The 24,527-nt window shown below is 68.4% G+C and carries 21 protein-coding genes; 8 read left to right on the top strand and 13 right to left on the bottom strand.

The window, feature by feature from the left end; translation table 11 throughout:
* The first annotated feature begins 209 nt into the window (after positions 1-209).
* Both dprA and topA read left to right on the top strand, forming a co-directional pair.
* Positions 210-1,337, top strand: a complete 1,128-nt coding sequence (dprA, locus tag VEW47_03700; protein ID HYS04276.1) for a DNA-processing protein DprA — start codon at positions 210-212, stop codon at positions 1,335-1,337.
* A 67-nt stretch (positions 1,338-1,404) separates the two neighbouring features.
* Complete coding sequence (topA, locus tag VEW47_03695; protein ID HYS04275.1) at positions 1,405-3,864, top strand: type I DNA topoisomerase; 2,460 nt, start codon at positions 1,405-1,407, stop codon at positions 3,862-3,864.
* Positions 3,865-3,899: 35 nt separating this feature from the next.
* Here topA and VEW47_03690 read toward each other — a convergent pair whose 3' ends face one another.
* Positions 3,900-4,559 carry a hypothetical protein gene (locus VEW47_03690; GenBank protein ID HYS04274.1) on the bottom strand — a complete coding sequence of 220 codons (660 nt, stop codon included), beginning with the start codon at positions 4,557-4,559 and terminating at the stop codon, positions 3,900-3,902.
* Positions 4,560-4,641: 82 nt separating this feature from the next.
* A complete protein-coding gene (locus VEW47_03685) occupies positions 4,642-5,364 on the bottom strand; it encodes an SDR family oxidoreductase (protein HYS04273.1) in 723 nt (240 codons plus the stop codon).
* 124 nt (positions 5,365-5,488) lie between these two features.
* Here VEW47_03685 and trmFO point away from each other — a divergent pair, with 124 nt between their 5' ends.
* From trmFO to VEW47_03665, 4 genes are all read left to right on the top strand, one after another.
* Positions 5,489-6,826, top strand: coding sequence for a methylenetetrahydrofolate--tRNA-(uracil(54)-C(5))-methyltransferase (FADH(2)-oxidizing) TrmFO (gene trmFO, locus VEW47_03680; GenBank protein HYS04272.1), 1,338 nt, complete (start codon positions 5,489-5,491; stop codon positions 6,824-6,826).
* A 166-nt stretch (positions 6,827-6,992) separates the two neighbouring features.
* Positions 6,993-7,649 (top strand): HEAT repeat domain-containing protein, encoded by a 657-nt coding sequence (locus VEW47_03675; protein ID HYS04271.1) that lies wholly within the window; start codon positions 6,993-6,995, stop codon positions 7,647-7,649.
* Positions 7,619-9,394: a hypothetical protein gene (locus VEW47_03670; GenBank protein HYS04270.1), complete on the top strand. Its 1,776-nt coding sequence runs from the start codon at positions 7,619-7,621 to the stop codon at positions 9,392-9,394. The genes VEW47_03675 and VEW47_03670 overlap by 31 nt, the downstream gene beginning before the upstream one ends.
* Complete coding sequence (locus VEW47_03665) at positions 9,378-9,971, top strand: hypothetical protein (GenBank protein ID HYS04269.1); 594 nt, start codon at positions 9,378-9,380, stop codon at positions 9,969-9,971. Before VEW47_03670 ends, VEW47_03665 begins: the two co-directional genes overlap by 17 nt.
* Positions 9,972-10,007: 36 nt before the next feature.
* On the opposite strand, the gene VEW47_03660 is transcribed toward VEW47_03665, so the two are convergent.
* From VEW47_03660 to VEW47_03645, 4 genes are all read right to left on the bottom strand, one after another.
* A complete protein-coding gene (locus VEW47_03660) occupies positions 10,008-10,760 on the bottom strand; it encodes an HAD-IIA family hydrolase (GenBank protein ID HYS04268.1) in 753 nt (250 codons plus the stop codon).
* Between the two features lie 35 nt (positions 10,761-10,795).
* Positions 10,796-11,356, bottom strand: coding sequence for a DUF488 domain-containing protein (locus tag VEW47_03655; GenBank protein HYS04267.1), 561 nt, complete (start codon positions 11,354-11,356; stop codon positions 10,796-10,798).
* 135 nt (positions 11,357-11,491) lie between these two features.
* Positions 11,492-11,743 (bottom strand): hypothetical protein, encoded by a 252-nt coding sequence (locus tag VEW47_03650; protein HYS04266.1) that lies wholly within the window; start codon positions 11,741-11,743, stop codon positions 11,492-11,494.
* Between the two features lie 113 nt (positions 11,744-11,856).
* Positions 11,857-13,473, bottom strand: a complete 1,617-nt coding sequence (locus VEW47_03645) for a phosphoenolpyruvate carboxykinase (protein ID HYS04265.1) — start codon at positions 13,471-13,473, stop codon at positions 11,857-11,859.
* 197 nt (positions 13,474-13,670) lie between these two features.
* Here VEW47_03645 and VEW47_03640 point away from each other — a divergent pair, with 197 nt between their 5' ends.
* Together VEW47_03640 and VEW47_03635 are read left to right on the top strand one after the other, a co-directional pair.
* Positions 13,671-14,672 (top strand): tyrosine recombinase XerC, encoded by a 1,002-nt coding sequence (locus VEW47_03640; GenBank protein HYS04264.1) that lies wholly within the window; start codon positions 13,671-13,673, stop codon positions 14,670-14,672.
* Positions 14,653-15,660, top strand: a complete 1,008-nt coding sequence (locus VEW47_03635; protein ID HYS04263.1) for an inositol monophosphatase family protein — start codon at positions 14,653-14,655, stop codon at positions 15,658-15,660. The genes VEW47_03640 and VEW47_03635 overlap by 20 nt, the downstream gene beginning before the upstream one ends.
* A 1-nt stretch (position 15,661) precedes the next feature.
* Here VEW47_03635 and pdxA read toward each other — a convergent pair whose 3' ends face one another.
* The 7 genes from pdxA to VEW47_03600 all read right to left on the bottom strand — a co-directional run bounded on the left by pdxA (position 15,662) and on the right by VEW47_03600 (position 24,496).
* The gene (gene pdxA, locus VEW47_03630) at positions 15,662-16,711 is read right to left on the bottom strand and encodes a 4-hydroxythreonine-4-phosphate dehydrogenase PdxA (GenBank protein HYS04262.1); all 1,050 of its coding nucleotides are present in this window, start codon (positions 16,709-16,711) and stop codon (positions 15,662-15,664) included.
* Between the two features lie 37 nt (positions 16,712-16,748).
* A complete protein-coding gene (locus tag VEW47_03625; protein ID HYS04261.1) occupies positions 16,749-17,141 on the bottom strand; it encodes a hypothetical protein in 393 nt (130 codons plus the stop codon).
* 263 nt (positions 17,142-17,404) lie between these two features.
* Entirely contained in the window at positions 17,405-18,604 is a 1,200-nt protein-coding gene (locus VEW47_03620; protein ID HYS04260.1) for a peptidylprolyl isomerase, read from the bottom strand.
* Positions 18,552-19,583, bottom strand: a complete 1,032-nt coding sequence (locus tag VEW47_03615; protein ID HYS04259.1) for a peptidyl-prolyl cis-trans isomerase — start codon at positions 19,581-19,583, stop codon at positions 18,552-18,554. Before VEW47_03615 ends, VEW47_03620 begins: the two co-directional genes overlap by 53 nt.
* Positions 19,580-23,170 (bottom strand): transcription-repair coupling factor, encoded by a 3,591-nt coding sequence (gene mfd / locus VEW47_03610; GenBank protein ID HYS04258.1) that lies wholly within the window; start codon positions 23,168-23,170, stop codon positions 19,580-19,582. The genes VEW47_03615 and mfd overlap by 4 nt, the downstream gene beginning before the upstream one ends.
* Before the next feature lie 46 nt (positions 23,171-23,216).
* Positions 23,217-23,711, bottom strand: a complete 495-nt coding sequence (gene rfaE2, locus VEW47_03605; GenBank protein ID HYS04257.1) for a D-glycero-beta-D-manno-heptose 1-phosphate adenylyltransferase — start codon at positions 23,709-23,711, stop codon at positions 23,217-23,219.
* A complete protein-coding gene (locus VEW47_03600) occupies positions 23,708-24,496 on the bottom strand; it encodes a dolichyl-phosphate beta-glucosyltransferase (GenBank protein ID HYS04256.1) in 789 nt (262 codons plus the stop codon). Before VEW47_03600 ends, rfaE2 begins: the two co-directional genes overlap by 4 nt.
* Between the last annotated feature and the right edge of the window lie 31 nt (positions 24,497-24,527).

The following is a 24,527-nucleotide window of genomic DNA, read 5'->3' as shown; positions in this document are numbered from 1 at the left end:
CGCGGACGGCAGGACGGTCGGACTCCCGTGATTTCTCTCTGACCGGATCGGCTGGATGGGGAAGGTCGCGGTGACTCAAGCGCCGTGTTTCCCGCGCTTTCCCGCCGCTTTCGAGTCGGCGGCCTCTTATATCCCAACTCCCCTTGCCTTGACAAGCGCGGCCCGCCGCTGGTAGTGTCCTGCCCTTCCCGCGTCGGCTGCGAGGCTCCGTGTCCCGCTCGGCCCTGCTCTGGGCCGCACTGAACATGCACTTCGCCGCCAGCCCCGGCAGGCGGCAGCGGATTTTCGCCGGGGCCGGACGCGGAGGCGCCGGCTGGTCTTCGTTCCTGGAACCTTTGACCTCCGAGCTGCATCCAGGATGGGAGGCCGGGGCCCGCGCCGAGCTGCACCGGGCGCGGAGCCATGGCGCCTCGGTACTGACCCTCGAGGACGAGCGCTACCCGGCGATGCTGCGCGCTTCGTCGGATCCGCCCTGGCTGCTGTACGTGTGGGGCGGTCTGCGGCCCGAGGATGTCCTCTCGATCGCCATCGTCGGTTCGCGCCGCGCGACACTCCACGGCCTCGCGACGGCACGCGGTCTCGGGCGGGCGCTGTCGGCGTCCGGGTACACGGTCGTGAGCGGCCTGGCGCGAGGCATCGACGCGGCCGCGCACGCCGGCGCCCTGGAGGGGGGCGGGCGCACGATCGCGGTTCTGGGCTCGGGTCTCGATCGGATCTATCCGGTCGAGCACCGGCGGCTCGCCGAATCGATCGCGCGCACGGGTGCCGTTGTGACGGAGCTCCCATTCGGCGCCTCGCCCCTGAAGCGTCACTTCCCGGAGAGGAACCGGGTGATCGCGGCCTTGTCCTGGGCCACGGTCGTGGTGGAGGCGGCGCGCGACTCGGGGTCTCTCATCACCGCGGAGCTGGCGGCCGACGAGGGGCGCCTGGTATACGCGGTCCCCGGCGCCGTGGACGAGCCGAATGCCGAGGGGACGAACGGTCTCCTGCGCGGCGGTGCCCTCGTCTGCCGGACCGCGGCGGACGTGCTGGAGGACCTGGCGCCGCAGATCGCGGACGCGGCGCGGGCGGTCGTCGCCTCGCGCCCGGAACGATCGACGGCTGAGGAGGAGGTCGCGCCGGACGCCGGCGCGCGGGATTCGACGGGACTGTCGCCCGACGAGCGCCGGGTTCTTTCCCGTCTGCCGGCGACACGCGGCGTCGGCATCGAGAGGCTGGCCGAGACGTGCGGGCTGGCGCCCGGTCCGCTCCTGGCGACGCTCCTCCAACTGGAGCTGCGCGGCCTCGCGCGGCAGCTTCCGGGACGACGATTCACGTCGACGGCTTGCAAAATTTGACCGTCGCCTATATTTTCAAAAGATAGCGCGGCCCGCGTCCTGACAGAAAACGGGCCAAGGAGAGCACTTGGGCAAGTCGCTGGTCATCGTCGAGTCCCCGGCCAAGGCGAAGACGATCAACAAATTCCTGGGCCGAAACTTCACCGTGAAGGCCTCGATGGGACACGTCCGCGATCTGCCGAAGAAGAGTCTCGGCGTGGACGAGAAGCACGACTTCAAGCCGACCTACGAGATCCTGCCGGGACGCAAGAAGGTGATCGACGATCTGAAGAAGGCGGCCGAGACGGCCGACAAGGTCTTCTTGGCCCCCGACCCCGACCGCGAAGGCGAGGCGATCTGCTGGCACCTCTCCGAGATCCTGAAGAAGACCAACAAGAACCTGTACCGCGTCATGTTCAACGAGATCACCAAGCGGGCGGTCCTGAAGGGCATCCAGGAGCCGCAGAAGATCGACTCGAACAGGGTGGACGCCCAGCAGGCGCGGCGCATCCTCGACCGCCTGGTGGGATACAAGGTCAGCCCGCTGCTGTGGGACAAGGTCCGGCGGGGGCTGTCGGCCGGGCGCGTGCAGTCGGTTGCGCTGCGCATCGTTGTCGAGCGCGAGCGCGAGATCCTGGCGTTCAAGCCGGAGGAGTACTGGACGCTCGGCGCCCTCCTCGAGGCGAAGGAGCCGCCGCCTTTCGAGGCGAGGCTGTTCAAGGTCGACGACAAGAAGGCGGATCTGAAGTCCAAGGAGGAGACCGACTCGGTCGTCGCCTCCCTCGACAAGGCGACCTTCGTCGTCCGGTCGGTCGAAGCCAAGGAGAAAAAGAAGAACCCGGTCCCGCCGTTCATCACCTCCAAGCTGCAGCAGGACGCCTCGCGCAAGCTCGGATTCACCGTGCGCAAGACCATGACGCTGGCGCAGCGGCTGTATGAAGGCATGGACCTCGGCGATCAGGGGACCGTCGGTCTCATCACCTACATGAGGACCGACTCGACCCGCATCGCCCCCGAGGCCATGCAGGAGGTGCGCGACTACATCGTCAAGGCGCACGGCCCGGAGTTCCTGCCCGAGGAGCCGCGGTATTACAAGACCGCCAAGATGACGCAGGGAGCGCACGAGGCGATCCGCCCGACCTCCATGGAGCTCACGCCCGACCTCGTCAAGAAGTATGTCCAGAAGGACGAGTTCCTGCTCTACAGCCTGATCTGGAACCGCTTCGTCGCCTCGCAGATGAAGTCTGCGGTGTTCGACGTGACGACGGCCGACATCGGGGCGGGACCCTGCCTGTTCCGCGCCACCGGATCGACGATGAAGTTCTCCGGCTATCTTGCCGTGTACCAGGACATCGTCGAGAAGAGCAAGAAGGACTCGCCGGACGCCCAGGACGAGGACGACGCGAACCGCGCCCTGCCGCCGCTCGCCGAGGGGGACCGCCTGAAGCTCACGAAGCTCGATCCGAAGCAGCACTTCACCCAGCCGCCGCCCCGCTTCACCGAGGCGTCGCTGGTGAAGGAGCTGGAGGAGAACGGCATCGGTCGCCCGTCGACCTACGCCACGATCCTGTCCACCATCCAGACGCGCGACTACGTCGAGAAGCAGGACGGCAAGTTTGTCCCGACCGAGCTCGGGCTGACGGTCACCGATCTCCTCGTGCAGCACTTCGAGGACATCCTGGACGTCAAGTACACCGCCCGCATGGAGGAGGAGCTCGACGAGATCGAAGAGGGCCGGCTCGACTACGTCGACGCCTTGAAGGGATTCCACAAGCAGTTCGTCAAGGACCTCAAGGCGGCGACGGCGAACATGGAAAACATCAAGAAGATGGAGGAGCCGACCGATCGCACCTGCGAAAAGTGCGGCAAGCCGATGGTCATCAAGTGGGGGCGCTACGGGCGCTTCATGGCCTGCTCCGGCTATCCGGACTGCAAGAACACGCAGGAGATCGCCACGGTGGTCAACGGCGGCGGCAAACCGGGCGTCGCGGGGTCGGCCGCCGAAGCGCCCGCGATCCCCGAGGACCATGGCACCTGCGAGAAGTGCGGCTCGCCGATGGTCCTGCGCAAGGGGCGCTTCGGGCCGTTCATCGCCTGCTCGGCCTACCCGAAATGCCGCAACACGAAGAAGATCGCCATGGACAAGGAAGGGAAGATCACCATCACCAAGAAGCCCGACCGGATCCTCGACGAGACCTGCCCGCAGTGCGGGAAGCCCCTGGCGGTGAAGGACGGCCGCTTCGGTGAGTTCACCGCCTGCTCCAACTATCCCGAGTGCAAGTACATCAAGCTGAAGGAGGTCGGTCTCGACTGCCCGCGCGAGGGCTGCGGCGGTCGCATCGTCGAGCGCCGCTCCCGCCGCGGCCGCGTGTTCTTCGGCTGCAACAACTACCCCAAGTGCGATTTCGTGACCTGGTACCGCCCCGTCGCCGAGCGCTGTCCATCCTGCGGCAACCCGTACGTCCTCGAGAAGATCACCAAGAAGGACGGCACGACCCTGTTCTGCGATCACGAAGGGTGCGGCTACAAGAAGGCCGTCAACTCCTGACCTGACCCGCGCGGCCACCGCCGCCTTTCGGAACCTCAGTCCCCGAGTTCACCGAGGAAGGCGCAGTCCGGCTCCCCTCCGTCTCCCGCCACGCAGTCGAAGACCTGGAAACGCCCGGCTTCCGGGTTGAAGCGGATGAGAAGCGGCGGATCGAGACTGGCGGCGACCACGCCGCCTTCGTTTTCCGTGATCGGTGTCAGGCTCAGGGCGATGTGGCCGTCGGAGGCGTCCGGGCGGCCGTTCCAGCCCAGGATCTCCCCCTCGACACCCAGATCGCGCAGGCGGACGAGCTTCCCGCCGGTCCCCAGCACCTGGTCCTTCAGGACGACCAGCGTCTGGACGTCCTTGTCCTGGAGGAGGACGATGCGCACGCGGGACGCCACGAAGCCGACCGGGTCGGGACAGAAGCCGCCGGCGTCGCATGCATCCTTCACTTTCTTCAGCGTCCCGTCGGGCAGCGGCTCGGACACGATCACCTCGCGCCCTTCCTCCGCCCCCAGCCGGACCGCGGCGATGATCGAGAAGCGGTCGAGCCGCAGGGCGCGCTTGATTTTTTCCAGGTCGGACGGGCGGACGACGCCCGGGACCGCGTCGCCGTACTTGACGCCCGCCGTCGCGCGGCCGGACACGCTGACCTGAGCGCTCACGATCAGGAGAAGGACGACGAGGATGAGAACTTTGAGGCCGGCCTGCATCCGGGTGCCTCCACTGTGCCGAGGGAATATATAGGAGCGGCCGGTCCCGTATTCAAGACGCGCGCGGGTTCCCGGCGGCGGATCACCACGGAATCGGCTTGCGGTCCCTGAAGAAGCCGCCGGTCGGCACGTCGGGCGCCGTCGCGAGCCAGACGATCGTGTCCGCTCCCTGCTGCGGCGAGCGCGTGGCCCCCGCGCCCCCCATGTCGGTCTTGACCCAGCCGGGGCAGATCGAGTTGACCCTGATCCCGGTCTGTTTCAGCTCGTCTGCGAAGATGCGCGTCAGGGCGTTCAGACCGGTCTTGGAGATCCGGTAGCCGGGCCAGCCTCCGTTCATGTCGCTGAGCTGTCCCATTCCGGACGACACATTGACGATGCGGGCGCCGTCCTTCGGCATCAGCGGCAGGAGCGCCTGCGTGACGCGCAGCGCCCCGTAGACGTTCACCTCCATAGTGAGGCGCAGCGTCTCGACTTTCGCCTGCATGACGCCGGTCCCCGCCTCCGTGTCCCTGATCTTGCCGTCGATCATGATCCCGGCGTTGTTCACCAGGACATCGACTCGACCGTAGGTCTTCTTGATCTGACGGGCGAACTCCTGAACGCTGAGGTCGTCGCTCACATCGAGGGGCAGGAAGTCGACGTCCAGCCCCTCGCTCCGCAGGCGCTCCGCCGCCGCACCCCCCTTTTCCTTGTCCCGTGACGTCAGGACGACCTTCATCCCGTGCTTCGCCAGCTGGCGGCAGGTCTCGAACCCGATGCCGCGGTTGGCCCCTGTGACGACGGCGACCTTCTTCGTGCCGGCCATGGCGTCTCCTCTGCTCGAAAGAGCGATGCGGCATTGTATCAGCCGGAACGGCGCTTCCACGGCGACGTTGCTTGACGCCCCGCAGCGGCATACGCTAAGGTCTGGCGCATCATCGAAAGGAGTCGTGATCGCAACTCGTGTCCTCATCATCGGCGGCGGCCTGGCCGGGTCGGAGGCCGCCTGGCAGGCTGCCCGCCGCGGGCTCCAGGTCGATCTGCACGAGATGCGTCCGGTCCGGACGACCCCCGTTCACGCCACGGGAGACCTCGCCGAGCTCGTCTGCTCGAACTCCCTGAAATCGAACCTCCTCGACACGGCGTCAGGGCTCCTCAAGGAGGAGATGCGTCGCTGCGACTCGCTCATCATCCGGGTGGCCGACGCCTGCCGGGTGCCCGCAGGCGGTGCGCTGGCCGTGGACCGCGAGCGCTTCGCCCGCGGCGTCACCGAGGCGATCGAGGCGCTCCCGAACGTCCGGATCGTGCGCGAGGAGGTCCGGATCATCCCCGAGGAGGGGCTGTGCATCGTCGCCACCGGTCCCCTGGCCAGCGAGGCGATTGCCGCCGCGATCGCACGGTTCACCGGCAGGGAATACCTCTACTTCTTCGACGCCATCTCGCCGATCGTCGAGGCCGACACGATCGACCTGTCGAAGGTGTTCCGGGCGTCGCGTTACGGGAAGGGGGGCGAGGACTACCTCAACTGCCCGCTCAGCGAGGATGAGTACGACCGCTTCCACGCCGCCCTGCTGGGGGCGGCCGAGGCGCCGACGCACGAGTTCGAGAAGGAGATCGTCTACTTCGAGGGGTGCCTGCCGATCGAGGAGATGGCGCGCCGGGGCAAGGAGACCCTGGCGTTCGGGCCGATGAAGCCGGTCGGCCTCGTCGACCCGCGCACCGGCCGCCAGCCGCACGCGGTGGTGCAGCTGCGCCAGGACAACCTGGCGGCCGATTTCTACTCGATGGTCGGCTTCCAGAACCACCTCAGGTTCCCCGAGCAGATCCGCGTGTTCCGGATGATCCCCGGTCTCGAGCACGCCGAGTTTCCCCGTCTGGGCCAGGTGCACCGCAACTCCTACATCAACGCGCCGGCGATCCTCCTGCCGACCTTCCAGGCGCGCCGCCGCCGCGACCTGTTCTTCGCGGGACAGATTTCGGGCGTCGAGGGGTATCTCGAGTCGGCGGCGTCGGGCCTCATCGCCGGCGTCAACGCGGCCCGGCTGGCGGAGCACCAGCCGCCCCTGATTTTCCCCGCGACCACCGCTCTCGGGGCCCTGTCGCGCTACATCTCCTCGGCCGACGCGGCGCATTACCAGCCGACCAACATCGCCTTCGGCCTCCTGCCGCCTCTCGACCGCGACATCCGCGACAAGAAGCTGAAGAAGGCCGCGCTCGTCCGCCGCGCCCTCGACGAGCTCGAGGCGTTCATCGGCCAGACCGTGCCGGCGGACGCTCCCGCCAGGTAGCCCCTCCCCATCATCTTCAAGAGGCGCCCGTACCAGGCGGCATCCCCTGCGCCAATCCTCACCGCCCGCGATGACGTTCCTGTAAGCCGCGCCCCGTGCGGCTTTTCGCCTTGCCCCGCCCGATCTCAAGACGCTAGATTCGAAGGGATCGTCCCGGAGGGCCTGAATGACTCGCGTGTGGTACATCCTCGCCGGCTCGCTGTTTCTGTCCGTGTCGGCGGCACCGGCCCTCGTCCCGGCGGCCCAGCCCCCGGGCGAGAGCCAGGTCGCGGCGCTGCTCCTCCCCAGCCCGAACGTCGATGCGCTCCGGGCGCTCGGCCCCGGCGTCCTGCCGGTTCTCGCGTCGCTCTACGAGCGCTCCGATGAGACGCGGCGCACGAGCATCGCCTGGACCCTCTACTCCCTCGGATGGAGGTCGGAGGAGGCCAAGCGCGTCCTCATGCGCGACGTGCACACCGATGACACCAACCTCCGGCTCCAGGTCCAGTGGGCCCTCGGGCGGGTCAGCAACGACCCGGACGTGGTCGAGACGCTCGTCGACAACATGCGCAACGACGGCAACCCGCTGTTCCGCGACAAGGCGGCGTGTGCCCTGGCGAACGATCAGATCCACCTGACCGAGGACCAGAAGCTCCGCCTGTATCAGAGGCTGATCGATGCCCTGAGTGACGAGAGGCTTCAGGTTAGAGAGATCGCCCTGAAGGCGCTGCAGATCCAGACGGGGCAGACGAAGAATTTCGATCCCGCGGGACCGCTGCAGGCTCGCGAGGCGGCGCTTCAGGAGTGGACGCGATGGCTCGACACCTACCGCTCGCACCTCTAGCGACAGGCGCTCTCGCCGCCGTCCTGACGTTGGCCGCCTCTCCTTCGACCGGCGCGGCCGAAGCCCCGATCCCGCCGGCGGCGTCCAGCACCCTGGTCACCTACTCCTTCGACGACGACACCCTGGCCGCCGGCCCCGACACGTTCGCGGTGTTCGAGAAGGCCAAGGGCCGGGTCCATCTGTCGAGCGCCTTCCGGTACAGCGGCTACCGTTCGGTGGAGATCCGGGACGTGGCGGGCGACGGCAACTTTCCCGAGCTGCAGGGATACTTTCCGCTGCGCGACTCGGGGACCCTGTACGCCCACTTCGCCCTCCTGGTGGCCGACCCGGGGGAGCAGCTCAACGTCGCCCTCGCCGGTCCCGAATGGTTCTCGATGAAGAAGGGGGGGATCGCGTTCTGGCTGCAGACGCGCGGCGGCTGGCTCTGCCAGTACTCGGACAGCATCCCGATGCGGCTCATCCAGGTCCGCCCCTTCGCGTGGTATCTGGTCGATCTGGCGTATGACGTGACGGCCGGCACCTACGACCTGGCGATCAGCGAAGAAGGGCGGAGCGACCCGATCGTCGCTCTGAAGACCCAGCCGAACGCATTCAACGAGCCCGGCTCCCCCGTCGACAAGTTCTCGTTCATCGGCGACAACGGTCACGACACCAGCAACGTCGACTATTTCGTCGACGATATCGTGCTGACCGTCGACCGGCCGATCCCGATGGCACCGTTCGTCGCCCCGGGCCGTCGCAAGCTGTTCTTCGACACCTGGAGCGACGGCCTGACGAGTCTGAGCTCGAAGCCGTCCTGCCTCCCGGCGATCGACCTGGCCGATTTCGGCCTCGGCGCCGACGCGATCGAGGCTCTGAAGGGCGACGGCCTCCTGCCGGTCCTGGAGGACTTGATCGACGGGAGGCCGGCGCGGATCTCCGACAGGGGGTCGCCTGCCTCGGTGCGCGCCCTGCAGTCGGTCCTGTTGTGGAAGGGGGGATGCGGGGCGCTCCTGAGCGGCGATGCCGACACGGCGCTCGAGCGCTTCTCGAAGGCGAAGGAGCTCCTCCCCGGCGGAACCCTGTTCGAGACGTCGGCCGTCCTGTCCCTGGCGGCCCTGGGCCGCTGGAACGAGGCCGATGTCCGCCTCGCCGGTTTGCACGCCGCCTGGAAGGACGACCCGCGCCTGCCGCTTCTCCTGGCGACGATCGGCCTGGCGCGCTCGGACCTCGATTCGGCCGAGCAGCCGCTGCGCGCCTCCGCCGCGCGCGTCGCCGACGATCCACGCCTCGAGTGTGCCCTGGTCGCCCTGTCGAAGAACCTGGATCTGCCGCTCGTCGACAGGGTGAGAGCGCGCTACCCGGCCGACTGGCGTTCCTGCCTCGACGCGGCGCTCCTGCCCGAGGAGTACTACCACGTCCTCCTCGCGCGGAGATCGTATTCCGATGCCGGGCGCTACGCCGCCCGCATGGCGTCACGCCTCGCCAGCATGAACCTCCCCACCGCCCCCTGGGTCGAGAAGATCGGCGACGCCGCCTTTCTCGAGAAGGACTACGCGCGGGCCCTGGCGCGTTACCAGGAGAGCGCCGGCCGCGGCCGGCCCGGCGCCGCCCTGATGCTGAAGCTTTCTGACGTTCACCACCTTCTCGGGGACGTCGAGAAGGAGCGTTCGTACCGGGAGGCGATCTACGGCAGCCTGCACGAAGAACGTGACCATCCTCCGGACCGCAATCTGAAGGAGGGGACCGATGCGGACCATCCTTGATCGCCTGGCCGGGCTCGCGGCCGTAGCCTGCCTGGCTGCCCTGGCCTCGGCTCCCGTATCCGCGATGACCGTCGAGGAGGCGTACCAGGAGATGCAGCATCGCCACGCCAGCCTCGACCCGACGTCCCGGGGCTTCACCCGGGAAGAGGCGGCCTACCTCTCACGCCTGTTCGAGCTGGTCGATCTCGCGATCGTCGAGAAGATGCAGGCCTGGACCTGGTTCCAGTCTGAGGGTCGTAAAGGGAAGGCCGTGCAGGAATACAGGGGACGCGTCGACTCGCTGGTCGCGATCCTCGATGGCCTGCCGGCCCCCGATCGGCTGCGCGAGGTGCAGCGGCTCCTGGTCAATGCCATCCGCGACCAGCGCGCCTTCTTCGAGACCTGGAACGAGGCGCTCACGGTCGGAGCCGCCGGCAAGGACAACCGCGAGGTCTACCGTTCGCGCGGTCTGTACCTCAAGTCCTCGAGCCAGAAGCTGCACCAGGTCTACGGTCAGCTCATGAGCCTGTTCCCCGACGCCGGCCAGCAGAACTTCGACGCCTTCTACGATCACCTCTGCGTGCTCGACCTTCTGTAGAAAGTCCCGATCGAGACGTCCGCCTGCCCGCGCGGGTCATTCCCTCAAATCCGCAACCGAGTCGAGAACCAGGTCGGGGCGGATCGGCGCGCTTTCCGCGTCCGCGCGCTCCGTCTTGCCGCTGAGGACCAGCACCGTGCGGCAGCCGGCCGCGGCACCGCCGCGACAATCGGCCTCGAGGTCGTCCCCGACCACCATCACCTCGCCCGCCGGCAGACCCAGATCGGCGAGGGCGAGATCGAAGAAGGGGCGGGCCGGCTTTCCCACGAGCTCGGCGGGCCGGCCGGTCGCGTACTCCAGCGCCACCACGAACGGCCCGGCGTCGAGGACGACGCCGTCGACCCCGTTGTCCCAGACCCGGTTCTTGTGCAGGGCGAGAAGCCGCGCCCCGCCCTGAATCCAGCGACAGGCCCGGTTCAGACGCTCCCAGGTGAAGTCACGGCCGATGTCCCCGACGACGACCCAGTCGGGGCGCTCCTCATCCTCGACCACGCCCTCGAAGTCTTCGCGCGCCGCCGCCGGGAGCAGGAACGCGACGCGCGTCCTCCCGGACCCGAGGATGAGACGGCGCGCCAGGACGCATGGGGCGAGGATCTCCCGGTCCTCGACCGCGAAGCCGCCGCTACGCAGGACGGCTGCGATCGCCGATCTCGGCCGTCGGGAGGTATTGGTCGTCAGGCGGAAGGAGATCCCCCGGGCGCGCAGCCGCTCGAGCGTCCCGGGCGCTCCCGGGATCGGCCGATCGTTGTCGAGCAGGGTCCCATCCACGTCGAACAGGACGCCGCGCACGCCGGGGATCCAAGCCGTCGGGGCGACCGCGGGACTCATTCCTCGGAGTCCGCGCCCGGCTGCGGAAGCGACGCCTGCTCCGCCGGGTAGGTCGGCCTGCCGTCCTCGATCTTCACGAACGGCGTCAGCCGGTGTGCGGCGGTCTTCCTGCGATCCATCAGGTGGACCGTCTCGACGCCGCGGCACACCAGCGCATCGGAGATGAGCGACCGGTGGCAGCGGTAATACAGCGCCTCGGCGCACAGGATCGCCGTGCGCCGATCCCGGGCGAGGGCCAGGAGCTCGGCGATCCCCTTCTCGAATTCGGTCGTCTCCATGTAGTCGGCGTAGCCACGGAACGAGTCGTTGCGCCAGGCGAGATTGCGCGAGTCCTTGCGCGGCTTGCGCAGTCCCCCCAAACGGGGCAGACGGGTGTAGACGATGCCGGCCATCGACAGAGATTTCTGCAGCGTCTCGGCGTTGAACTGCGGGTTGTGGCGCGAGCGCGGGATCGTCCGGACGTCGGCCAGGCACTCGACTCCGTGGGCCTTCAGGATGGCCACGAAGGCGTCGAGCGACCGGTTGGAATGTCCGACCGTGAGGATCGTGAGCGGCATCGCGTTTCAGGATAACCCGGCCGGGAGTGGATGCGACCCGGAAATGAAAAAGGGGGACAAGGTGAAACCCTTATCCCCCTTCATCTTGATTCTGGCGCCGCGTCCATTCGAAGCGACGCGCTCAGGCCGCGGAAACTAGTTGTGCGGCTGGTCGCCCTGGGCCGGTGGCTGCTGGGCCGGCGCGGTGCCATCGGCCGGGGCCGCTGCGCCCTCGGCGGGGGCCGCGGCCGGAGCCGCGCCCTGGTCGGCGGGAGCGGCCTGCTGGGCCGGGGCCTGCGTCGTCTGTTCCGGAGCCGCGGTCTGATCCGGCTGGCCGCCGCACGCCACGGCGGACAGGACGATGAGAACGGCCGCGCAGCCGGCCACGAGCTTCCTCGAATGTGTCATGGTGTGGTTCACCTTTCTCCCACGCGTCATGGGGTTGGATAAACGCCCGACATGCTAAGTGATTCGCCCGCGGGAGTCAAACGAATTTCCGGCCGCGATCGTCCCAAGCGGGCTCAGGACACGGATTCGACGATATCACGGTCGAGCAGCGGAAACGACTTCATGTACTCGCGACGCTCGCCGCGCAGCCGCTCGACGATGCGCCGGTACTCGTCGGCGCGCCCCTGCTGCGCGTACATCTCGCGCGGGCGGAGCAGGCGCTCGTCGTCCCCTTCGATCCCCGGGACCTTCGACGCCACCTCGTAGCCGAAGTCAGGGTCGCGGTCCCACCGGATCGTCCCCTCGGCGATCCCCTGGACGATGGCGCTGCTGTGTCGAATTTTCACTTTGAGACTGCGCGCGTCCCCCTCGCCGCCGCCGACTCTCCCGGTGTTCAGAAGGTAGACCTCCATCGGGTTGGCCTTCATGATTTGCAGCAAACGGTTCCCCTGCAGGCCGTGGTCGAGCGGGAAGAACGGGTTGGTCCCCGGGATGCGCAGGAACCGCCCGGCCTCCTCGACTCCGCCGGCGCTCGTCCCCTTGGTCTCCCCCAGCATGAAGTAGGCGGCCGCCTGCGCTCCCGTCAGCCGCGCCACGGCCGGGATGACGTCCTCGTTGCGGTTCAGGATCAGGAGGATGTCCGCCTTCTTGATGGAGCGCGCGTCGCCGGCCCCGTCGATATCCGCCATCTTGAACACGGCTCGGCCGTTCTGGGTGTAGGACGTGTCGAAGAAGTCGAGCGTGCCCTCCTTCTGCGAGACGTTCTCGAGGTACGAGGTCGGCTTCAGCACCGCCCGGTAGATGGCCGGCTCGGTCTCCTCGGCCAGGCCGAAGGTCTTCGCGAAGCAGCCGTTCTCGGTGGCGTGGATGCTGCCGTCCGGCATGACCGCAAGGAAGTCGTCCTGCACCGGTTTCGAGTCGTTCTGCTTGGAGAAGGTGGTCGTCGTCTTGCCTGTCCCCGACAGGCCGATGATGAGGACGGCGCGGTTCCGCCCCCCGACCGGGATGATCTTGCACCCGGCGTGCATCGCCAGGCCGCCCCGGTCGTAGACCAGCTTGTTCCACATCCTGAGGCCGCCCTTCTTCGACTCGCCGAAGTAATCCGAGTTGAAGACGCGCGTGACGCGGCGCTCGAGGTCGACGGCGATCAACCGGTCGTTCGGATACCCCTTCGCCTCGAGGTTCGGCGTGTAGATCACAGTGACCTGGGGCTCGAAGCCGCTCTCGTCGCCGCTCTCGAGCGGGTAGTACAGGATCTGCTGCATGGCGGCAATGTTGGCGTTGCTGCTCTCGATGATCAGGCGGGCGGGTGTGCGCAGGCGCGGGTCGTTCCCGATGTAGCCGTCGACGACGACCATGTCCCGCCCGCGGATGTAGTCGTCCTGCGCGCGGGCCATCCGGGTCGCCTCGTCGACAGCGATCGTCGGCTGCCCCCTGTAGGCGGCGGCATCGTCCGTGACGATGAACGTGGAGGCCTTGCTGCGCGCGACCACGCGTGTCTGGACATTGACATTCCCGTGGCCGGTCTTCAGGCAGTTCGGCATCCGCTCCGTCAGGACGCGCAACTCCTCGGGAGCGGGTCGCGCCACGACCGACCGTGCCTTCACAGGAAGATTGATGGTGGAAGAGATAAGAGAACCCCCGCTCTTGATACCGACGGCGGAATCCGCCCCTCTCGACGGTCCGTTCACGCAACCCCCTCATTATACGGGTGTCTGAGCGCCGCCCCCATGTGGGTGGAGCCCTCTATTTACGCCCCCCGGCGCCGCCTGTCAAGAAAGGTGTCTGGCTGAATATCCACGGCGTCGGGGGACGGCGGCGCAGCATGCAGCATCCGGGGGAAGGGGAAGCGTTGTCCATCTCGGCGATCAAGTAGAATCCTTCCGGAATGGACCTCGTGGAGGAGTTCCTCCGTCACCTCGCGCAGAACCTGAATGCCTCACCCCAGACGGTGCGCTGCTACCGCGCCGACCTGAGTGAGTTCCGAGAGTTTCTTTCGACCGGCCTGGTGTCCGGGAGGGACAACGCCATTCTGTCTCTCGACCACCATGTCGTCCGCGAGTACCTCTCCCATCTGTACGAGCGCGGCGTCAGCCGCGCCACGGTCGCGCGCAAGCTCGCTTCGCTGCGCTCGCTGTTCCGGCACCTGGCCAGGCGGGGGCTCGTGACCGCGAACCCGGCGGCGATGGTCGCGACACCGAAGCTCGAGAAGCGGCTTCCCCACGCCCTGAGCGAGGCTGAGGTAGAATCCCTTCTGGACAACGTGTTCGGGACCGGCCCGCGCGACCTGCGCGACCGGGCCATCCTCGAGCTCCTGTACGCCAGCGGCGTGCGGGTGGCCGAGTTGGTCGGCGCCGATCTGGGGGACCTGGAGTTGTCCGGCGCGACGAAGGACGGGATGCTGCGCGTGCTCGGAAAGGGGAGGAAGGAGCGCCTGGTGCCGATCGGATCGAAATCGGTCCTGGCCGTGGGGTCGTATCTGAGAGCCCGGCCGAAGCTCGTGCCGGAGGATCGCGTGGGGCGCGCGGAGGCGCGCGACGCGCTGTTCCTGAACGCGCGCGGCGGGCGGCTGACCGATCGCAGCGTGCGCCGGATCCTCAACGAGCGGCTGCGCCGCGCCGCCCTCCTGAAGCGGGTTTCGCCGCACACCCTGCGGCATTCGTTCGCGACCCACATGCTCAACGCGGGGGCCGACCTCCGCTCGATCCAGGAGCTCCTGGGGCACGCGTCCCTGTCGACGACTCAGAAATACACGGCGGTCTCGACGCGCCGGCTTCTCGAAGTGTACCGGCGCTCCCACCCGCACTCGGGCGGCGTCCCGTCCGCGCCGGTGACCGGCGCGAAGAGCGGCAAGGCGCCGCGGAGGATCGATGGCCCGCAGGGCTCGTAGCCGGGCGGCCGCGCGACGCGGCCCGCGCGCGCGTCGCAACCGCCTGCCGGCCGGCTGGCCCCGCGCCAAGCCCGCCGATGGGAAGGGGAAGAAAACGCAGGGCGGGCGCGTGGTTCCGCTGACGGCGGCGCGCCGCCGGGCGGTCGAGCGCAACCGCCCGCGGCGCCTGCAGGACCCGGGCGCCCCCCCCGCCACCATCGACTTCCATCTCAACGCCTGCATCAACTGCGCGCGCGCGGGCGCGCGGGTGATCCTGGACTACTGGGGAAGGCGCGGCACCTATCCGATCCACGAGAAGGGGCGCAACGACTTCGTCACGATCGTCGATCGCCGCGCCGAGGAGGCGATCGTGTCGCTGATCCGCGACCGCTTCCCCGATCACTCCATTGTGGCGGAGGAGTCACCGCCGTCCGAGGGGACGAGCGGCTACCGCTGGTACATCGACCCCCTCGACGGAACGACCAACTTCATCCACGGCTACCCCTTGTTCTGCGTTTCGGTCGGCCTCGCCGATCCGCAGGGGATGCGCGCCGCGGCCGTCTACGACCCGGTGCGGGACGAGATGTTCACCGCTGCGCGGGGCGGGGGAGCCTTCCTGAACGGCCGGCCGATCACGGTCGCCCCCGCCGAGAAGCTGTCGCAGGCGCTCCTGGTCACCGGCTTCCCGTTCCGATCGCTCGATCGCCTCGACGACTACCTGGCCTCGTTCCGCTCGTTCATCCTCGGCTCGTCCGGCATCAGGAGGGACGGCTCGGCCGCGCTCAATCTCGCCTACGTCGCCTGCGGCCGCTACGACGGCTTCTGGGAGATGTCGCTGTCGCCGTGGGACGTCGCGGCCGGCAGCCTCCTGGTGCGCGAGGCGGGGGGAGCGGTCAGCGACTTCCAGGGGCGCGACGACTTTCTGAAGAACGGCGACATCGTCGCCGCCAACCTGAACGTCCACCCCGCGATGCTGCGCGTCCTGCGGGAGTCGATGAAACGCCCCTGAGTCACGCCGCTCGGGCAATCGCCGCCAGCCTCGCCGCCAGCAGGATCGCCTCCACCAGGCTCCCGTGATCGGCCGTCCCTTGCCCCGCGATGTCGTAGGCCGTGCCGTGGTCGACCGAGGTCCGCACGAACGGCAGGCCGAGCGTCAGGTTGACGGCGCTGCCGAACGAGCGCGCCTTGATCGCGATCGTGGCCTGGTCGTGGTGCAGGGCCAGGACGACGTCGAACTCGCCGCGCGCGGCGCGCACGAACAGCGTGTCGGCCGGAAACGGCCCCGCCACGTCCAGGCCGGCGCTTCGGGACACCGCGACCGCGGGGGCCAGGAGGTCCCTCTCCTCGGCGCCGAACAGACCGGCCTCGCCGGCGTGGGGGTTGAGGGCGCAGAGACCGATGCGCGGTGCCTTGCCGAAAAGCCTGCGGTGCTCCGAATCGACGAGCCGCAGCCTCGAAACGACCGCCTCGGCCGACAGCGAGGCGATGGCGTCCCTCAGGGAGAGGTGGACCGTCAGGAGGGCCACCTTGAGATCGCGCGTCACGAACATCATCGCGACGTCGTCCGGCTCGAAACCGCAGAGCGTGGCCAGGAGCTCGGTGTGGCCGGGGTAGCGCAACCCCGCGAGGTGCATCGCCTGCTTGCTGATCGGCGCCGTCGTCATCGCCGCCGCGGCGCCCGAGCGCAGGAGCGCCACGGCCTGCTTGACGTACATGACCGCGCTGCGCCCTCCCGCGGCCGACGGTCCGGGTGCCGGGGGAATCTCCGGCCGGTCGGCCATGTCGTGGAAGGCCGGCCCGGACGGCCAGGAACCGACCAGGATGTCGTCCCCCTGCTTCGACCCCCAGCCGAGCGGCGAGCGGGAGACCTCGGGCCAGGTGGACGGATCGGAGCCGACGCCCCCTGGCAGCCCGTGAGCCACGCGCAGCAGGTGCTCGCGGTCGCCGATGACGAGCGGCCGGCAGGCGGCCAGTACGGCCGCGTCGGTGGCTGCCTTGATCGCGACTTCGGGTCCCACCCCGAACGGGTCGCCGCTGGTCACGGCGATGACAGGCTTCATCTGGGAGGCCTGGCGGGAATCCTGCGTCGAGAGACGCTCAGATCCCGTCGGAACGCGACGCCCGGCTCTCGTCCCGCTCCTCGGCCTTGTACATGTACTTGATGCAGTCCTTCATCACCATCAGGTTGGGAGCGCCCACCCGGTTGACCTTGATGCAGCTGCGGTCGTACCACTCGATGACGCCGTGCAACTCCTCGCCGTCCTTGAGGACGACGATCATCGGAGTGCGGGCGTTCATCTGCTTGAGATAGTAGAAGGCCTCCGCGTTGGTCGACTCGGGGGGGACCTGCTTGCGCCTTGGCTGTCGCGGCTGCAGCCTGTCCTTGAGCTCCGACAAGTTGGGCCTGATCAGCTTGCGATTCGCCTGGTCGGCTCCCTGCCTGAAATCATCCTGCGGCTGGTCCTGGTTGCCGAAGTCGGATCGACGCATGGTCCTTCATCCCTCACGTTCTGCGCGGTCACGCCCGCGCCACGCTCCGGGCTTGGAGTTACGGCTGGTTCCCGAGGATCCTGACCGGGGCCCCGAGCGCCCGGTACAGAACTCGCACCAGAATCGAAAAGATCGTTCCGGCTGGTTGAGACCTGGGGACGTTTACCTGAACGTCATGCTAGCACAGGATCGCCGGGAGGCCAACTCCAAAGAATCCCCGCAAGCCTCCAGCGACTCATCGGCGCGGCGGCACGGAACTCGGCCTATGGCGCCGGTGACGGGGCCGGCACCGGCGGAGCCTCCGGGAGTGGGGGGGCGGGCGCCTGCGTCCCGGGCGCGGGTCCGACCGGGGAGGGGACCGGACCCTCCGGCTCCGCCCCTGGGGCGCCCACCGGCAGCTTCTCCTCGCCCGCCTTCGCACTCTTCAACGGCGACCAGGTGAGAAACTGCTCGTATTTCGGCAGAACCTCGATCTGGCTCTCCTTCCACAGCTTCCTGATGTAGCGCTCGTAGCGCGGGCGGAACTTCTCCTCGCGCACCGCCTTCGCGATGGTGTCCTTGACCTCGTCGTGGGTCTTGACCACGCGGTCCGTCTTTCCCACCAGCCGGATGATGTGGAGCGAGTGGCCGGTGTCGATCGCGTCGCCGATGTCGCCCACCTGGAGCTTGAAGGCCGTTTCCGCGATCGTCGGGTGGAGGTCGGCGGCGGACAGGGGACCGAGAAAGCCGCCGCTCTCCTTGCTCGGGGCCTCGGAGTACTTCTGCACCAGCTCGCCGAACTCCGTCCCGCCGCGCGCCTCGCGGACGATGCCCTCGGCGCGTGACACCACTTCGGGCCGGTTGGCATCCTCGTAGAACAGGACGATCTCGTTGAAGGTGACCGTCGGCGACGTCTCCCAGTCCTTCCGGTGCCGATCGTAGTACTGGCCGATCTCGGCATCGCTGACGCTGATCTTCCGGCGCACCTCGTAATTGATGATCTCCTGCGGCACCGCCAGGCGGAGGAGCTGCTCCTCCAGATCCTTGCGGGTCATTCCCTGCTCCTTGAGGAGACGCTCCAGATCCTCGTCGCTCGCGATGTTCTGCTGCTTGCGGAAATCATCCACCAGGTTCTTGCGCACCTTGTCGAGGTCGAGGAGGGTCTGGGACCTCTCGACCAGCAGGAGCTCGGTGATCATGTTGGCCAGCATCGTCTCGCGCGCGTCCTGGAGGTGCTTGTCGAGATCGGCGCCGGAATACTGCTGGTAGATCTGCTTCAGGATGTAGGAGCTGCGCTCCTCGAACTCGCTCTTGCTGATGATGCGGTTGTTCACCTTGGCGACGATCTCCTCCACGATTGCGGCCCGCGCCTCTGTCATGACGCCGAGGATGGGAACGAGGGCCAGGAGGAGCAGGCGGGCGGCGGGGGGTCTAATTCCTGTACTCGCCCGTGTAGTCGAAGGGAAGAACGGCGCGATTGACATGGATCTCCGTGTCCTTCTTGAGGTCGGCGATGTAGCGCTCGAGAGCCTGCTCCCCCTTCTTGCGGAACAGCTCCAGCTGGGCGCGGCGGCGGACGTCCGTGAGATCGGCATCCTTGGCCTCCATCGTGCGCACCTGCTGCAGAATGAGGTACATCCCGGCATATTCCACGACGGGGCTGACCTGCCCCGGCTCCAGCTTGAAGGCGGCCTCCTTGATCTCGGCCGGCAGATCATCCTCGCCGAAGGCCCTGGCCTGCCCCTTGTCCGGCGCCGCCGAGTTGTCCCGGGCCAGACTCTCGAACTTCGAAGGGTCCTTCGCCAGCTGGGCGGACAGCTTATCGGCCAGGCTCTTATCATCGATCAGGATCTGACGCAGGACAACCGAACGGGGAACGCGGGCGGTCTCGGGCTGCTTCTTGAGATAGTCGTCGACCTCCCCCGGCGTTACTTCGACCTTGCTGAGGACCGCCTTGTCCTTCACCTTCTGGAGGACGAGGCTCTGGCGGACCTTGTCCCGGAAGGCCTCCTTCCCTTCCGAACCGGCGACCTCGGCCTCTCCTTCGCTGACGCCGATCTGGCTCAGGTAGTCGTCGATCTCCGATTCGGACACCGTGACGCCGAGCCCCTTCGCGGCCCGCAGCAGGAGCTGCTCTTCGAGCATCTGGTCGAGGAGGCGGCTCTTGATGGCGTTGCTCTGCTCGGCGTCGTCGTCCTCGGAGTCGCCGGCGTTGTCGGCGAGGTAGCGATCGAACGCCTTGAGCGGCATGGGATCGCCCCCCACGGTGGCGATGACCTGGGCGTCGAGCATCGCCTGGGCGCGCGTCGTTGCCGGTGTCGAGGCGGCTCCCGCCTCGGGCGCCGACCCGGTCTTTCCGGTGCAGGCGGAAAGCGGCAGGAGGAGAACCGCCGCGGCGCACGCACATCGCCGCAGGCCGCGCACCTGGGCTCGATCGTTCTCCTGGGGCGTCCGGTTCCTCACCTGTCCTCGGCGGGTGGCCCGACAGCGGTAGGCTGCGAAGCAGGCCGCATGCTATCACCCGTCCGGATCGACTTCAAGAGGTCGAGAACCGCGGCGATGCGCCACTGGTCGACGGCGGGCCGAATCGTCCCGGGAGGGGCCAGGGCGCCGTCCAGATCGAGGCGCAGGACCCCGGCGGGGGTGAGACTGACGCCGGGACGGCTCGAGGCGAGACTCACCAGGACGTCCGGGTGGGTCGTGGCCTCCTCCGAAAACCGGATCTGGACGCGCCCGGATGCGTAGTCGATGGCGCGGATCTGCAGGTGGTCGGCCAGGAGACGCACGGCCCCCAGGGCCAGGAGGTTCTCGGCGGGTCTCGGGATCTCTCCGTAAATGTCGCGGATCTCGTCGCGGATGCGCGCCAGCTCCTCCTCGCCGGCCACCGAGGAGATCTTCTTGTAGAGGACGAGCCTCTCGCTGAAGTCGGGGATGTAGTCCTCCGGGATCTTGATGTCCACCGCCAGGTTGATTTGCGCCTTGACCTCGGGGCGGACCGTCTCCCCCTTCATCTCCTGCACGGTCCTCTCGAGGAGGCGGCAGTACATCTCGAACCCGACGGCGGCGATGTGACCGCTCTGCTCGGCCCCCAGGAGGTTCCCCGCGCCGCGGATCTCGAGGTCCATGGCGGCTATGCGGAATCCGGAACCGAGCTCGGAGAACTCCTGCAACGCCTTCAGCCGGCGGCGGGCGACCGCGGCCAGCGCCTTGCGCGCCGGGACCACGAGGTAGGCGTAGGCGCGGCGATCGGATCGGCCGACGCGGCCGCGCAGCTGGTAGAGCTGCGCCAGGCCGAAGCGGTCGGCGCGGTTGACGATGATCGTATTGACCCGCGGGATGTCCAGGCCGTTCTCGATGATGGTGGTCGCCAGGAGGACGTCGAACTCGCCGGACAGAAACGCGAGCATCGTGCGCTCCAGCATCCCCTCGCTCATCTGGCCGTGGGCCACCCCCAGCCGGACCTCCGGAACAAGCCTCCGGATGAAGTTCGCCATCGATCCGATCGATTCGACGCGGTTGTGCACGAGGTAGACCTGCCCGCCGCGCTTCAGCTCGCTGCGGATGGCGGCGGCGATCACCCCTTCCCTGAACGGAACGATGGCGGTCTGGATCGCCAGGCGGTTCTCCGGCGGCGTCTCGATGACCGACATGTCGCGGATGCCGGCCAGGGACATCTGCAGGGTCCGCGGGATCGGCGTGGCGGTCAGGGTCAGGACGTCCACGTCCTTCTTCATCGCCTTGATCGATTCCTTGTGCGCCACGCCGAAGCGCTGCTCCTCGTCCACGACCAGAAGACCGAGGTCGTGGAACTTCACGTCCTTCGACAGCAGCCGGTGCGTGCCGATCAGGACGTCCACCTTGCGCGCCGCGACCGCCTGCAGGATCGCCTTCTGCTCGCGCGGCGAGCGGAAGCGCGAGATCATCTCGATGACCGCCGGCCAGGACGAGAATCTCTCGCGGAAGGTGTTGAGGTGCTGGAACGCCAGGACGGTGGTGGGGCAGAGGACCGCCACCTGCTTGCCGTCCATGACCGCCTTGAACGCGGCGCGCATGGCCACCTCGGTCTTTCCGAAGCCGACGTCGCCGCAGATGAGGCGGTCCATCGGCCCCTCCTTCTCCATGTCCGCCTTGACGTCCGTCACCGCCCGCGCCTGGTCGGGCGTCAATTCGTAGGGGAAGGCGTCCTCGAACTCCTTCTGCCAGGCGGTGTCCTCCGGGAAGGCATGGCCGCGCGCCGCGGCCCGCGCGGCGTAGAGATCGAGGAGGTCCCCCGCCATCTCCTGCATCGCCTTCCTGACCTTCTTCTTCGTGCGCTCCCATCCCGGACCGCCGAGCCGGTCCAGGTGCGGTCTCTGGCCCGCCACGCCGGAGTAACGCTGCACCAGATCCAGCCGGTCGACCGGGACATACAGGCGGTCGCCCCCCTCGTAGGTCAGGAGCATGAAATCGCGGGACGCCCCGTCCTCTCCCACGCGCGCGATCCCGGCGTATCGCCCGATGCCGTGGTCGACGTGCACGACGAGATCGCCGACCTTGAGGTCGCGGAAATCGGGGCTGAAGGCGGCCACCTTCCGCCTGCGGGTCTCGTGCTCGGCGTGCTCGCCGAACACCTCGCGCTCGGTCAGGACGCTGAGATCCGCGCCCGGCAGCACGAACCCCTGCGACAGGCGGCCGGGGACGATCAAAAGCGACGAGGCGGGGGCCGCGTGTGCCGCCTCCTGCGCCTCCCCCTCCACCAGCACCGCGGCGGGGAGGTCGTACTCCCGCAGGACCTCCCTGAGCCTCTCGATCCGGCCGGCGCTTTCCATGAGGAACACCGTCGTGGTCGCGGGCGGGGCCTGCTTCAGGTCGGAAGCAAGGTCCTGGATGCGCCCCTTGTAGGCGCGGGCCGGGGCGCAGGGGACGCGCACCACCCTTTCGTGTCCCTCCTCGAGGGCCAGCTCCGACAATCGAAGGCGCGCCTGCCGGGCCCTGGGGCCGAGCTCGTCGCGCGGCAGGAGCAGGTCCTCCGGAGGGGGCATGCCGTAGTCCTCCGACAGGTCGAAGGAGGCGTGCATCTCGACGTAGACCGATTCCAGGTCGGACAGCACCTGGCTCTCCTCCCAGGAGACCAGGAGGGCGCGCGGGGCGTAATCGAAGAGCGACGCGGGACGCTCTTCCACCAGCCGGACACAGGCCTCGAAGCCGGCGAATGTCCCGCCGGCCTGGAGCGTCTCGGTGCGGGCCGCCAGGTCGTCGTGCTCCGCGAGCCGCCGCGCCTTCGTCCCGCGTGAGGCCCGCCGCGACTCCAGAACGACACGCAGCTTCTCGAGCGCCGCCCTGGACCAGGGGTACTCCCGCACCGGAGGGACGGAGGCCTTTCCGATCCGGCCGGTCGAGCGCTGCGTGGCCGGATCGAAGGTGCGCAGCGATTCGACTTCTTCACCCCAGAACTCCACGCGCACCGGTGCCACGCCGCCGGGGGCATGGAAGTCGATGATCCCGCCGCGACGCGAGAACTCCCCCATGGCGGAGATCAGGTCGACCCGGACGTATCCGGCCTCCAGGAGGAATTCGGAGAGTTCGTCCGGCCGCAGCGGACGCCCCTCGTGGAGCTCGTAGCGGTGAGCGTCGAAGACCTCGGCGGGTGCGAGAGGGGAGATCAGGGCGCGCGTCGGAACGACGACGATGGCCGGTCCCGGATCGCGCAGGGCGCGCAGCGCCTGCTCCCGCTCGCAGGCCACCATCAAGTGAGGCGACAGCTCCTGGTAGGGGTCGGCTTCGAGAGAGGGGAACAGGTGCACCCGCGCCCCCCCGCCCCGCCGGGCGGTCGACGCGAAGTCCAGGTCGGCGCGGAACTGCTCCGACTCCTTCTCCCCGGGGACGAGGAGGAGGATCTTCCCTGTCGGCGACCGATCCACCAGCCCCGCGACCAGGACCGCGGCCGCCGCCGGGTTCAATCCGGCCAGCGCGACGCGGCGCCCGCCGTCGCGGGCCATCTCTTCGATGACGGGGCGTACCTCGCGGTCGCGCGCCGCGAAATCGAGAAGCGAATGAAGGACGGAGCTCACAGACAGACCCTCCCGGAACCGTGGTCCGGTCGGGGCCCCTTCCGGATCAGCGGGCCGCACGCAGCACCCGGCGGATCAAATCGGTGGTCGAGCGGCCGCGCCGCAACGGCACCGTCACCACTCTTCCGCCCCTGGCCAGGACGACTTCGCGTCCGACGATCTCCGGCACGCGGTAATCGGAGCCCTTGACCAGGACGTCCGGACGAAGCCGAGCGACGAGTCGCGCGGGTGTCGGTTCAGCGAACGGGACGACGCAATCGACGGAACGCAGGGCGGCGAGGACCTCCATCCTCTCCCGGAGCGGGACGATCGGCCGGCCCCTCCCCTTCAGGCGGCGAACAGAGGGATCTGTATTCACGCCGACGACCAGGAAATCCCCCTGGCCGCGGGCCGCCTCGAGAAGGGCCACGTGGCCGGCGTGCAGGAGGTCGAAGCAGCCGTTCGTGAAGACGACCGCGCGACCGCGCTTCTGCTGGAGACGCACCCGGGCCGCGGCGCGTGGCGCCTTCACGATCTTCGCCGGGGAGCCCCGCCTCTTCATGTCCTCGCGTCCCCGCCTTCCGGCCGTGCGCCCAGCCGCCCATATCGTCCGAGCCGGTCGCGCACGAGAACCCGCGCGATGTCCTTGAGCATGTCGAACGGGTCGATGAGGGCGTTGACCTTCGTCCCCGCGGCGTTTCGCCAGAGCACCGGCACCTCGCGCACCCGCACGCCCGCCTTCCGGGCCAGGTACAGGATCTCCACGTCCCAGGCGAAGCGCTCGACGCGCGCGGCGCGGAACAGCGGCAGGACCTCCTGCCGGCGCGCCAGTTTGAAGCCGCACTGCGTGTCCCTGAACGGCAGGCCGGTCAGGAGGCGCACCAGGGCGTTGAATCCGCGCCCCATCATCTCCCGCCAGGCGGCCTGGTGGATCTCCACGCGCGACGCCTCGAGCCCGCGGGAGCCGATCGCGATGCCGTATCCCTCGTTCTCCACCGCCTGCCTCAGGACCGGCAGTTCGTCGATCGGCGTCGAGAAATCGGCGTCGGAGATCAGTACCAGGTCCCCCAGGGCCATGAGGACCCCGTGCTTGATGCTGTACCCCTTGCCGCGGTTTCGGCCGTTGCGAAGGAGCCTGGCCGAGACCGGCCCGCCCTGAGGCCGGTCGCGCGCGAAGCGCTCCACCATTTCGGCGGTGCCGTCCCCGCTGCCGTCGTCCACGACCACGATCTCGGCCGCCTCCTCGGCCTTGAGGAGATAGGCCTCCGCCGCCTTCAGGCTTCCGAGGATCCGGGCCTGTTCATTGTAGGCGGGAATGACGATCGAGAGTCTCGGCGGCGCCTGCATGCTTCGTCCTCGCGGGCCGGGGCGGGGCCGC

Source organism: Candidatus Dormiibacterota bacterium, from assembly GCA_035635555.1.
In the GTDB taxonomy this organism is placed as follows: domain Bacteria; phylum Acidobacteriota; class Polarisedimenticolia; order Gp22-AA2; family Gp22-AA2; genus Gp22-AA3.
The sequence above is the reverse complement of the archived record's forward strand: the minus strand, read 5'-3'. Positions and strand labels throughout refer to the sequence as shown.